Origin of the sequence: Proteus vulgaris (assembly GCF_023100685.1) — a bacterium.
Lineage (GTDB): Bacteria > Pseudomonadota > Gammaproteobacteria > Enterobacterales > Enterobacteriaceae > Proteus.
Genome location: NZ_CP090064.1, coordinates 4,339,068 through 4,351,835 on the forward strand (window position 1 = coordinate 4,339,068; position 12,768 = coordinate 4,351,835).

Below are 12,768 nucleotides of genomic sequence, written 5' to 3' on the forward strand. Positions count from 1 at the left end.
AATTTATCTCTAAGGATCACACACTCTTATTTTGTATGAGCATCAAATTATTGAACAAGATTTAATGTGCTGTTATTAAAGGGGCCACACTATGTATGATGATATAAGTAACTTAAAAGATAAGTTCCAGGAGGATGCTTTTGCTTTTCAAGAGTTTCCTTCTTCTGTAACGCAAGATGTTGATAATAAAATAGAACCAATAATTATAAGTAGTGAAGATAATAATAAAATTAGTAATTTAAGTAATAATACGTTTTCAGAAACTTCACTCACCGTGAAAAACGAACTAAAACAACCTATTACTGTTTCGCCAACTCCTTCTTATCACCAGGATGCTTTAGTTGTTAAAGCAAAGAAAGACAATTTAATTAAGAGTAAGAAAAATTTGTTAGCAGATAATAAAATATTTGATAGCAATGAAACAGATAGAGTTCATGCACATGAAAATATATCACTAAAAGATATATTGTCATTTATTGCCTCTGTTTAATTCAAATAAGTAACACTCTTTGTATAAATAAATAATATTGACTGGTGTCAATCTTTAGCCATTGTTATTTTATTTTTTAAGCTAGGTTTATTTCTTTTCGATATCTATTCATATCGACGGGCAACCTTTGTCTTAAGAAAAGATCTATGGCGATGACAAAGGTATGGGTTTATGAATAAAATATTTAAAATATTAATTACGGCTTTCTTATTGATAACAATGTTTTCACTCATTGTTATGCCAATGAGCGCCGAGCAACAATATATATTCGGTATTATCAATATATTGTTGTTATTTGTTATCGGCTTTAAAAAATCAAAAAAACGATTGTTAACAATGGTTTTTATATCGTTGTTGATGTCAACACGTTATCTTTACTGGCGTGCGACAAATACCCTTAATTTTAATACAACTATCGAAGCTGTTTTAGGTAGTGGCTTATTTATGGCTGAGATTTATTCTTGGATTATTTTGGTCTTAGGATATTTCCAAACATCATGGCCATTAAATAGAAAAATAGCCCCTTTGCCTAAAGATGTTTCTCAATGGCCAACTGTTGATATTTATATACCAACATATAACGAAAGTTTAGATGTGGTACGTGATACAGTTTTAGCCGCACAGGCTATCGATTACCCTCAAGATAAAATGAAAGTGTATATCCTTGATGATGGTAGTCGTGAAGAGTTTAAACAATTCGCTGGTGATGTGGGTGTAACTTATATTGAACGTGAAGTTCATGATCATGCCAAAGCAGGTAACTTAAACCACGCGATGGGATTAACAGATGGTGAACTAATTTGCGTTTTCGATTGTGACCATATTTCAACTCGTATTTTCTTGCAAGCAACAGTCGGTAGCTTCCTTGAAGATCCTAAATTAGCGCTTATTCAAACACCTCACTATTTCTATTCTTCAGATCCCTTTGAACGTAATTTAAGTGCCGCTAAAGATGCACCACATGAAGGCGCACTTTTCTATGGCCCTGTACAGCGTGGTAATGACAACTGGAATGCGACATTTTTCTGTGGCTCATGTGCGGTTATGCGTCGTAGTGCGCTTGAAGAAATCGGTGGTATCGCCGTTGAAACAGTAACAGAAGATGCCCACACAGCACTGAAATTACAGCGTCTAGGTTGGAACTCTGCATTTATTGATATTCCTTTAGCAGCAGGCCTTGCCACAGAACGTTTAGCATTACATGTTAACCAACGTATTCGTTGGGCGAGAGGAATGACACAAATATTCCGCGTTGATAATCCAATGTTAGGCCGTGGTTTAACATTTCCTCAGCGCCTATGTTATCTCAATGCCATGCTCCATTTTCAGTACGGTTTGCCTCGTATTATCTTTTTGACTGCGCCGTTACTGTTTATGTTATTTAACCTCAATATTATTGCTTCATCTGCCAGCATGATATTCGCCTATGCATTGCCACACTTAATCATGTCGGTTTATGTAAACTCAAAAAATATCGGTAAATATCGTTATTCTTTCTGGGGTGAAATTTATGAAACTGTGATGGCTTTTGGCTTGGTTTTACCTACGCTACTCAGCTTAGTTTCACCAAAATTAGGTAAATTCAACGTAACAGATAAAGGTGATTTATTAGATAAAAGCTATATGGATTACCTCACTGTACGCCCTTTGATTATTACTGCTCTTCTTTTAATCACGGGTATTTCATGGGTCGTTATTCGTTATTTATTAAACGATTTCCAAGGTATTGATCCTCTAGTTATTGTTTTAAACCTGACTTGGGCAACTTACAGCTTATTTATTATTCTTGCATCGATTGCTGTTGGTAAAGAGACACGCCAAATTCGTAAACATACTCGAATTAAAGCCTCTCTTCCTATTACATTGCATTTTGATGATGGTGCGGAATTAAGTACTACCACTGAAGATATTTCAATGGGTGGTGTTCGTATCGCAGTGAATAAAATGACGGAATTACGCCAACGCAATGTCACATCAATCACGTTAAATGTTCAGCGTGATGAGGTTTCAGTTCCTGCTGAAATGGTTAGTTTAGAAAACAATCAATTACGCCTTGAATTCTTACCTATCAGTTTAAATGTTCGCCGTAAATTGGTGCGCATTATCTTTGGTCGTGCAGATGCATGGATACATCAAACAGATTACAAAGATAAACCTTTTAAAGAATTGGCAGGAATTACGCGTTGTATTTTTGAATTGTTCTTTGGTCGTCGTCAAAAAGTAAAACCAGTAGCAACAAGAACCAAAGCTAAAACTTCACTCTCTGTGCAATCTATTAACGGGGATGACTAAGCATGAAAAAGAAACTGACATTAATGCTAAGCCTGACTGCTATAGCGATTGCGAGTATTAATTTATCTCAAGCTGCGACAGGTATGTTAGAACTCGGTGGTGAATTTTTGCCTGACCCGACTTCTTATACTCAATCACCAGTGCAACAAAATGCCAATAACCCTATCAGAATGGGAGATGTGGCATTATCAGAAGCTCGTAATATCGAAGAGCAATTAACGTTGGCACAGATGGGAAACCCATCGCCTATCGTATTATCAGGAAGACGATTACTTTCTGGTGTGACTTTTAATATGGCGAATGATTTATTTATCGATAACGCCACACTAACAATGAAAGTGAAAGCATCTCAAGGATTAGTTCAATCGGATCAAACACTTCATTTAATGTTAAATGGTCAACCTATGGGATTTCTACCTTTAGAAGAAGGTGGGCAAGAGCATGAGTATGTTTTAGAAATCCCTGAAATGATGTTGACGAATGTGAATAATCTGAGTTTCCGTTTAGCAAGTCGTGATGCATTAGATGAAAATCAATGTACACCACCATTAGCTGAAGGACTTAGCCTCGTTATTTCACCTGATTCATCATTAGATTATCGAGGTCGCTGGATTAATGGCGGGTACAGTCTGGAACGATTGCCCCTACCGTTCTTTGATCCCGACAGAATGACAGCGACCTCGTTACCTATCATATTGTCAGATAAACCTGACCATGCAGAGGTAACAACAGCAGCGATTGCAGCATCATGGTTTGGTAGTTTTAGTCATGATATTAAGCAAGTTGATTTACCCGTTCTAATGAACCAATTACCTGAAAGTGACGGTATTTTAGTTGGTTACTCCGGACAAACTATTGCTGGTATTACTCTACCTTCAGGAAATAGTGGGCAATTAACTATTGTTGATAACCCCGTTGATCCTGTTTTCAAATTATTACTGATCAGTGGTGATAATGAGAAATCATTACGCCAAGCAGTATGGGCGCTAAATAACGGTAAACTGCCACAAAACGATCACTTAGTTGTACCTTCTCAAACATTGGCTGTACGAAAAGATTACGATGCACCACGTTGGTTAAATACCAATAAACCGGTCACATTGGGTCAAATTGCTAATGGTGGCGATGATTTCTCGCGTCAAGGTATTAATCATGCGCCGAATCAGTTTTCATTTCGTGTATCACCCGATCTTTTTTGGTGGGATGGTGATGCGTTACCTTTAGAATTGAAATATGTTTTTCCTCATTCAGATAAACTCAATAGCCGTCGTTCTTCATTGATTGCTTCTTTGAATAATCAATTCTTAGGTGCGTTATATCCAGCACGTTCAGAACCTTTAGGTATGTTAAGACAATGGCTAGGTATGGAGAGTGAACAGCAAAACAGCACTCTCTATTTAAACCCTCGTCAAATTTATAGCCAAAATCAATTGCAGTTTTATTTTGATTTACGTGAGCCTGATGATTCTCCTTGTATTTTAACGGATGGCAGTAGCTTGATTAGCCGAATTGATCCGCAATCAACGCTGCAATTTAAAAATACTTGGCACTATTCAAGAATGCCGAACTTGGCGTATTTTTCAGGGGCTTCATTCCCATTTAGTCGTCGTGCTGATTTTTCACAAACCACACTGTTATTACCTGAAAATCCGACAACAGAAGAGCTTTATACCTTAGTCAATTTAATGGCGAGATCAGGCTATTCCACGGGTACACCAGTTTCTCATGCTTCTGTTTTCTTAGGGGCTAAAGCGCTAGAGAAAAATAACCTTTCTCAACAAGATATATTAGCCATTGGCTCATTAAACAGTGACGATTTTTTACCAGCACGTTTTTCACAACAGGCATTCTCTTTTTTAAATAAAAATATCGAGATCAAATCACAGTCGTTGCTTGATAAAGCGAAAGGCTGGATTGCTGGTGATTATTTATCTCAAAGTGGTGATGCCGCTAATTATCTCTCTTCCGTAAACAACTGGCGTGGCATGGTGAGTTTTATCTCACCTTGGGCGAGCGATAGGGTTGTCGTATTAGTGACTGCTAAAGGTAATGATTCAATAAAGACCATTATCAACGATTTAAATTTAGCTGAAATAAATGCAGCCATAAAAGGCGACATCACTCTGATTAGTGGTAAAGACACGGTAAGAAGTTTCCATTTAGGAGAACACTTCTCTCAAGGTGACTTACCTTTATTACAACAATTTCTTTGGTATAGCTCTAGGCATGTGTATTTGCTTGGTCTTTTAGCTGTTGGTTTTTGTGCGTTGACGGGCTTAGTGACTTATTACTGGTTACAACGTCGTTCAACTCGTCGTTTACATCAGATATCACAGCATCGTTCAGGTAAATAGGAGTATATGGGATGAAAAACCACGCACTTAACATCATCGTTAAAGTTATTTATGCAGGTTGTATTTTAGGCGCTTCAAGCCAAGTACAAGCCACGGCGAATGATGTAAATACAACTGCTACTGATCCAAATATTGTAAGCTCTCTTATTGAACAAGCTAATTATTGGCATGGTAGAGCGCATGATGCGCGTGCAGTAGAAGCACTGCAAAAAGTGTTGATTATGGAAAGTAATAACCAAGACGCTTTATATTTAATGGCGTTCTTTACAGCACAGCAAGGGAATGAAAAGCAAGCGACCTATTGGCGCGAAAAACTTGCACAAGTCGCACCGCAAGATCCACGTATTGAAGGATTAAAGAACATCCGATCATCACAATTTAGTGATCAACAATTAGGTTATGCCAGGGACTTGGCAAAGAAAGGGCAACATGAAGAAGCGATAAAAGCGTATCAACGTTTATTTGTTAGCAGTGAGCCACCAGAAACACTGGCATTAGAATATTATCAGACAATGGCAGGTGTGCCGGCTATGTTGCCACAAGCCATTTCAGGGCTAAAACAACGAGCAGCATTAATGCCTGATAATAAAGAAACACAAAGAGCGTTAGGGCTGACGCTAACTTATAATGAAGAAACTCGTCGTGAAGGGATAACAATTTTAGGTAATATTTCAGGTGATGAGTCAGCAAAAAAAGGCCTTCGCCAAGCACTACTATGGTTGAATGTTCGCCCTGATGATGAGGTGTTATATAAAACCTATTTACAAGCAAATCCGAATGATAAAGCCGTTGCTGAACATTTCCAAGGCGCTATTCAAGGTAATGCTCGTCAAGCAGGTTATACCGCTTTAAATAAAGGCAAATTAAAAGAAGCTGAAGGTTATTTTAAACAAGCATTAGCAGCGGATAATAATGATGCACAAGCATTAGCAGGGTTAGGTTATACCGCATTACGTTCAGGTGATTTAGCAACAGGTCAGCGCTTATTAAATCAAGCCGCACAATCAGGTGGCGAGCAGGGCAGTAAATGGAAACAACAAGCTGAAGATGCTGGTTTCTATGCACAATTACGTGATGCGCAACAACGTGCTAAACAAGGAAATATTCAACAGGCACTTGATAAGTTAGCACCTTTAACGGGCGCTTCAGGTGAGAAAGGATTATCCGCTAATTTGCTACAAGCTGATTTATTACGTAAACAAGGTAATTTACCCGCTGCTCACCAATTATTAGCCAGTCTTTATCAACAAAATAGTCGTAATGAAAAAGTCATTTCAGCTTACTACTATTTATTGGTTCAGGAAGGGCAAAATACGAAAGCAGAGCAATTACTGGCTCAACAATCAGCCTCTTTACGTCAAAAACTTACTGCAAATACAGATCCTTCAGAGACATTACGTCGTGAAGCACAAAAAGCGTTAGAAAATGGTAATCGTGTTCAAGCAAGACAATTACTGACACAAGCACAACGTAAGAATCCACAAAATAACTGGGTTTATCTTGATTTAGCTCGTTTAATGGCTGCTGATGGCGATAGTGTTGGTGCAAAAAATATTATTTCACAATTACAAAATCGTAAAACAAGAGATACAGATTACGTCGCTTCACTATTTTATGTTGAGCAAAAAGAGTGGGATAAAGTTTTTAACTTGTTAAGTAGTCATAATCAACAGACAGAAGCTGAAAAAGAGTTATTACAGCGCGCTCGTTTTCATCGTCAACTTGCGCAAGCAGAGCATTATCGCCAAGCTGGCAATCTTGTTGCTGTACGTAATACCTTGCGTCCTTTAATTAATCAAGTTGCTGATTATCCAAATGATGTAGGTGAATTAGCTGAACGATTAGTAAGCAGTGGATTAAACGATGAAGCGTTGCAGTTAGTTGAAAATGATATTGCTAAAGGCACTAAAGGCTCGGTAGGAAACTACGCAGGTCACATCAACGTTCTCAATGAGTTAGGTCATTATACACAGGCATCTAGCTTGATTAATGATCCCGCTTTACAACAAGAAACACCGATTGTTGAGAAAAAACGTTTAGAAGTTGCCACTAAAGTTGCGCAAGCTGATAGCTTACGAGAAAAAGGTGAAATTAAAGCGGCTTATGACACACTCGTTGTTGCTTTAAAATCATCCCCTAACGATCCTGATTTATTAATGGCATTAAGTCGTGTTTATTTAGCGCAATCTATGCCTGAACAGTCGAATAAAATTCTCTCTTATTTGGAAAAAGAGCAAGGAAAAGATACTAAATTAATCCAAGCTCAAATAGAAGTTGCATTAGCGCAACAAGATGGCCGAAAAGCACAGCAGTTATTGCAACAAATTCCATCTTCTTCACAACCTGCTTATTTATTACAAGCAGCGCAAATAGCACAATTAAACGGTGAAAACCGTAAAGCTTTAACCTTGTTACGCAGCGCACAATGGCAAAGCAATGATAGTGCATTGAATACCTCTGCGGGCCAATTACGCGCATTAGAGAGCGATAATACAGCCATAGCAGGTTCTATCTATGAACGTAAAGAGATGGCTTCTGTTCAACGTTCTATCCGTGAGTTAGAAGAAAAAGTTTCACCGTGGGTACAAGGCGGTGTTGTTGTACGTCATCGTAATGGTGATAAAGGATTATCTAATGTCACTGAAATTTCTGCACCAATCAGTATTTCAAGTGTTCCTGGAGAGGAGTTCCGCTGGGAATTTAATGTAACTCCAGTTTCTATGACGAGTGGCTCAGTTTCTGGTGAGAGAGCAAATCGTTTTGGTACAGGTCAGCTTCAACATGCTGAACGTTTTGCTAAAAATAGCGATAACCATGATGAGAAAAACAAAATTAATGCCGATGAAGCCGGTAGCCAACGTGCTTCTGGTGTTGAATTAGGACTACGTTTATCTGACAAGAATGTCAGCTTTGATGTTGGCTCAACACCATTAGGTAAAGATACGGCAACGGTTGTCGGTGGTCTCACATATTCACCTAAAATTGGCCAAAATGGGCAATTAACACTGACTGCAGAGCGCAGAGCTATCAAAGATAGTCTACTTTCTTATATGGGACGCACTGATCCTACGACGGGTGAAAGCTGGGGCCGTGTAACACGTAATGGTGCCAAAGCTCAATATGCTTGGGATGATGGCAAAGTTGGCGCTTATGTCGGGGGTGGTTTTTATAACTATGAAGGTAAAAGTGTTGCGAGTAATGATGAAGTGAAAGCATGGATGGGATCTTACGCTAAGTTCTATAAAGATGACCAGCAAGAGGTGAAAGCTGGTGTGCATGTTGATTATATGAACTTTAGAAATAACCAAAATAACTTCTCATTAGGGCATGGCGGTTACTTTAGTCCACAAGATTATGTTTCTGTTTCATTACCTGTTGCTTATACCCGCCGTTTTGAAAAAGGTGAAGTGTCCTTAAATGGTGCGATAGGTATACAAAGTTACAAACAAAAAGGCAGTGATTATTTTCCAACACATAGTTATATGCAGGACGCCTTAAATAAACATAACGCGAGCGATCCTCGTATTAAATCTCGTTATGAAGAAAAAGACGAAACAAATATTACTTACAGATTAGGTTTAGACGCGAAATATTATTTAAACAAAGAAACCGAGTTAGGTGTCAGCTTATCGCATGATACATCCGGTGATTATGCTGAAGATAATATGTGGTTACACCTAAAATATACTCCAGACTTTCTGTCTAAATAATTAAGGAAACAAATAATGAATAAGCATGACAGTGATATCTTACAATTACCTTTTGAAAGCGGCTGGCAAGATCTAACTCAATTATTATTTTTTCAAGTATTAAATGACAATGATATTTCTACCGCCGAAAGTAAATTAAGAAATATTGGTAAAGATATTGCCTTACGCTATCCTTTGCCAGAAAGTGAAAATATTCAATTACTTGAATCACATATCAATCGCGTATTAACGTTATTCAAATGGGGTTTTGTCACCATATCTCCTGCAATGAGTGAGCTTTTATTAGTGCACTGTGCATGGCCTCATTTTACGCAAAGCCAAGATGATGTTCAGTGGCGTGTTGCAAGTGCTGGCGTATTAGAGGGGTTATATGAGGGTTGGTTAACCCATCAAGGTGGCAATGCAAAAATGCAAGTGCATCGTCAACCTACTGATGCTAAAGATGTCTTTATTTTTCGCTATGCACATAATTCATCAGCTGAATAATAATATATATGCTTTATTGATGAGCATCGGAGGTCAAAAATGAATGAAATGATATTTAATGATGATAATTCTAAATGCTTATTAATAAAGCAGTTTACTAATAATGTTTTTATGATGTTAGTAACTGATATTAATGGCGCTATAGTTTATGCTAATGAAAAATATTGTGAATTTAATAACGTTCATTTTGAAAATATAAAAGATAAAAAATACAACTTGTTTTATTTAATTGATAAGAATCAAATCAATTATTGTGTAAACGGTAATAATGATAATAAAGGTGTCTATCGATTAGAAGCAAAGAGAAATAATGAATCTCAACAAGAAGTATGGGAAGATATTAGTATTATTCCTGTATTTGATAAAGATAATTTAATTTCTCATTATGTATTTATTAGCTTGGATATTACTGATAAAGTAGAGTTAAGAAATGAGTTATTTAGTAAAAGCTATATTGACTCATTAACCGGAATATCAAATCGATTAAGTATTGTTGAAAAAATTGAAAATGAGCGATTAAATATTTCACATCCATCTTCATTTTGTCTTGGTATTATTGATTGTGATAAATTCAAAGCAATTAATGATCAATTTGGGCATCATGCCGGTGATAAAGTATTGTGTGAAATATCAAAGCGATTATCACAATTAGAAAACAGCGAAGTTTATTGTGGCCGTCTTGGCGGTGATGAGTTTGCTGTGCTTTTCCCTAAAGGATTACGTTCTTGTTCAGTGATTCTATTAGAAATCATAGAATCACTTTGGAAATCAATGGAAAAGCCTATCAATATTAATTCAGACTATATGTTAACGCCTTCCATTAGCTTAGGTATTGCAGAATATCCTAAAGACGGAAAGACATTATCTGAATTATTAAAATCTGCAGATGAAACACTTTATTCCATAAAAGAGATGGGTGGTAATAAATACGGGTTTTATTCTGGGTTTTAAATAGAAGAAAGTTTTAAATAAAGATATATAAAATAATATTATCTCTTTTTAATGAAGAGAGAGATAACTATATATTTAAAATATATCTCGTGTTTCTGATGAAATATAAAAGTAATTTAAAATAATACTAAATATTAGTTTTAGATAAATATCTATTAGAGGATTTTATTATGATGAAAGCTGTTATCCCTGTTGCTGGATTAGGTACTCGTATGTTACCTGCAACGAAATCAATTCCTAAAGAAATGCTGCCTATCGTTGACCGCCCTTTAATTCAATATATTGTTGAAGAGTGTGCTCAGGCGGGTGTTGAGGAAATTATTTTAGTCACTCATTCTTCTAAAAATTCAATTGCCGATCATTTTGATACCAGCTTTGAATTAGAAAATATGCTTGAACAGCGTATTAAAAATAAATTATTAGAAGAAGTACGTTCAATTTGCCCTGAAAATGTCAAAATTGTGCAAATTCGTCAAGGTCATGCATTAGGTTTAGGTCACGCTATTTGCTGTGCACGCCCTGTGATAGGTGATAATCCATTTATTGTTTTACTCCCTGATGTTTTATTGAATGCACACTATTGTGATCCTAAACATGATAATTTATCAGCAATGATCAAACGTTTTGAAAAAACAGAACGTAGCCAAATCATGGTTGAACCAGTACCAATGAGTCAAGTGCAACAATATGGTGTTGTGGATTGCGAAGGAATTTTCTGTCCTCAAGGTAATTGGGCTCCTATTCGTCGTATCGTGGAAAAACCAAATCCAGAAGATGCACCTTCTAATCTTTCTGTAGTAGGTCGCTATGTTTTCTCTTCTGCTATTTGGGAATTATTAGATGGTTTACCAGCAGGCGTCGGTGGTGAAATTCAGTTAACTGATGCGATTGATTTATTATTGAAAAAAGAGACGGCTGAAGCTTACACCTTAGTGGGTAAATCTCATGACTGTGGTAATAAGCTGGGATATATGAAAGCCTTTGTTGAATATGGTTTACATAATTCCGTTTTAAAAGAAGAATTCGCTTCTTGGATGCAGGATTTTTGTGAAAAAACATTGTTACCCAAAACAGAAGTCATAGAAGAAGACGAAATTAATGAAGAACAAAAGATAGTTGCTATCTTTTGAGTTACCTTGAAATAACATGCAATGTGCCGACCGAAATAAGATAACGGTCGGCAATAGCAGGAGAGAAAGGCAATGTCTTTTGGGCACTTATCTCGTTGTAATTATCTATTTTTTACCTTTTTTATTTTAGGTTTGTTGCTTATGGTTTCTCCCTCAATACAGGCAGCAGATACTCAAACCGGATGGCAGCAGTTTAAAGAGCGCTATATTAAGGATGATGGGCGTGTTATAGACAGTGCCAATAACAATATCTCGCACTCTGAAGGTCAAGGCTATGGGATGTTGATGGCGGTAATGAGTGATGATCGTGAGACATTCAATAAGCTGTGGCGTTGGACTGCAGCCTCTCTTTATCGAGGCGATTTAGGGCTGTTTAAATGGCGTTATGAGCCAGAAAACAGTGAACATACCCCTGATCCTAATAATGCCACTGATGGTGATATTTTAATTGCGTGGGCATTATTAAAAGCTGGTGAAAAATGGAATGATGAAAGTTATCTTTCAGCCTCTGATTCTATTCAGCACGCTATTTTAGAGCACACCTTAGTTAAAACAAAAAACTATACCGTTTTACTACCGGGTATTAATGGTTTTAAAACACCGGAAGAAATTATTATTAATCCATCTTATTTTATTTTTCCGGCATGGAAAGATTTTTACCGTACAAGCAAAGATGTTCGCTGGAAAGCGTTAATTAATGATAGCCAATCTTTGCTAAGAAATATGCACTTTGGTGAATATCAATTACCAACAGATTGGGTGAGTTTATATCCTGATGGAAAAATAGAGCCTAGTGAGAAATGGCCAGCACGATTTAGCTTTGATGCAATACGTATTCCGCTGTATTTAGCTTGGGCACATGATGAATTAGCTTTACAACCCTTTGTGCAATATTGGCAACAATTTGATCGTTATAAAACCCCAGCTTGGGTCAGTATTGATGGCCAAGAGCGTGCGGAATATAACCTCACACCAGGTATGATGGCGGTGAGAGATTTAACAATGAAAACCCCAATTGAAGATGTTGATTTAAGTAAAGATACGGATTATTACTCTTCCGCTTTACATTTATTAGCAGCATTTGCTCAAAACGGGCAATAAGTATTTTTAATTAAAAATTATAGATAGCTTAAATTACTTTTAATTAATAGGTTAATTAAGTTATCTATTTTGTTTATGGCAATAATGATAAAAATAAAAAAAGAGATAACTCCCTGAATTTATTTCTATTAGTTTACGTGGTTATTATTTGTTTTCGCTATCTCTATTTATTTATAACGCTATGTTTTTAAATAATAAATAAACTTTAAACCATGATCTAAGAATAATTTATTTAATGATATTTATGCTAAAGT

8 protein-coding genes are annotated in these 12,768 nt (G+C 36.6%); all 8 read left to right on the plus strand.

The genetic code is table 11. The features are described 5' to 3' along the window. The first annotated feature begins 91 nt into the window (after positions 1-91). The 8 genes from LW139_RS20375 to LW139_RS20410 all read left to right on the plus strand — a co-directional run bounded on the left by LW139_RS20375 (position 92) and on the right by LW139_RS20410 (position 12,514). Positions 92-490 carry a hypothetical protein gene (locus LW139_RS20375; protein ID WP_109410096.1) on the plus strand — a complete coding sequence of 133 codons (399 nt, stop codon included), beginning with the start codon at positions 92-94 and terminating at the stop codon, positions 488-490. Between the two features lie 171 nt (positions 491-661). Beyond that, positions 662-2,782 carry a UDP-forming cellulose synthase catalytic subunit gene (gene bcsA, locus LW139_RS20380; protein WP_166539255.1) on the plus strand — a complete coding sequence of 707 codons (2,121 nt, stop codon included), beginning with the start codon at positions 662-664 and terminating at the stop codon, positions 2,780-2,782. Between the two features lie 2 nt (positions 2,783-2,784). Next, on the plus strand, positions 2,785-5,136 hold the full coding sequence (bcsB, locus tag LW139_RS20385) for a cellulose biosynthesis cyclic di-GMP-binding regulatory protein BcsB (protein WP_227336214.1): 2,352 nt from the start codon (positions 2,785-2,787) through the stop codon (positions 5,134-5,136). 11 nt (positions 5,137-5,147) lie between these two features. Continuing rightward, positions 5,148-8,846 (plus strand): cellulose biosynthesis protein BcsC, encoded by a 3,699-nt coding sequence (locus LW139_RS20390; protein WP_247850445.1) that lies wholly within the window; start codon positions 5,148-5,150, stop codon positions 8,844-8,846. 15 nt (positions 8,847-8,861) lie between these two features. Beyond that, positions 8,862-9,332, plus strand: a complete 471-nt coding sequence (gene bcsD / locus LW139_RS20395) for a cellulose biosynthesis protein BcsD (RefSeq protein WP_036933477.1) — start codon at positions 8,862-8,864, stop codon at positions 9,330-9,332. 39 nt (positions 9,333-9,371) lie between these two features. Beyond that, on the plus strand, positions 9,372-10,283 hold the full coding sequence (locus LW139_RS20400; RefSeq protein WP_109409805.1) for a sensor domain-containing diguanylate cyclase: 912 nt from the start codon (positions 9,372-9,374) through the stop codon (positions 10,281-10,283). 170 nt (positions 10,284-10,453) lie between these two features. Continuing rightward, positions 10,454-11,413, plus strand: a complete 960-nt coding sequence (gene galU, locus LW139_RS20405) for a UTP--glucose-1-phosphate uridylyltransferase GalU (protein WP_227336216.1) — start codon at positions 10,454-10,456, stop codon at positions 11,411-11,413. A gap of 72 nt (positions 11,414-11,485) precedes the next feature. Beyond that, positions 11,486-12,514, plus strand: a complete 1,029-nt coding sequence (locus LW139_RS20410) for a glycosyl hydrolase family 8 (RefSeq protein ID WP_166539258.1) — start codon at positions 11,486-11,488, stop codon at positions 12,512-12,514. Positions 12,515-12,768: the final 254 nt, after the last annotated feature.